Annotated in this window: 1 pseudogene; it reads left to right on the top strand. The window is 58.2% G+C overall.

Going from position 1 to position 395, the window contains the following annotated elements:
* A pseudogene (locus I6F21_RS38430) lies at positions 1 to 237 on the top strand (isocitrate lyase); the annotation flags it as partial.
* Positions 238 to 395 lie beyond the last annotated feature (158 nt).

Genomic DNA, 395 nt, shown 5'->3' with positions numbered 1-395 from the left:
ACGTACCACACCGCCGCGCTGTCGACCGACAACCTGGCTAAGGAATACTTCGGCGACCAGGGCATGCTCGGCTACGTGGCTGGCGTGCAGCGGAAGGAAATCCGTCAGGGCATCGCCTGCGTCAAGCACCAGAACATGTCGGGCTCGGACATCGGCGACGACCACAAGGAATACTTCAGCGGCGAAGCAGCGCTGAAGGCTGCAGGTAAAGACAACACCATGAACCAGTTCCACTGATTCGCGGTTGGGGGTCTCACCCTGAGCAGAACGCCAACCCATTGCGGGTTGGCGTTTTTTTTGGGGGCAATTCCGACGCAATGACTTGCTTGAACCTGCCGTTTGGCGTCCACCCACAGGACGTTGCGCGCACAAGGGATTGATAATCAAAGCACATC

The sequence above is a fragment of the Bradyrhizobium sp. NBAIM03 genome (genome assembly GCF_020194055.1).
Taxonomy (GTDB): domain Bacteria; phylum Pseudomonadota; class Alphaproteobacteria; order Rhizobiales; family Xanthobacteraceae; genus Bradyrhizobium; species Bradyrhizobium yuanmingense.
The sequence above is the reverse complement of the archived record's forward strand: the minus strand, read 5'-3'. Positions and strand labels throughout refer to the sequence as shown.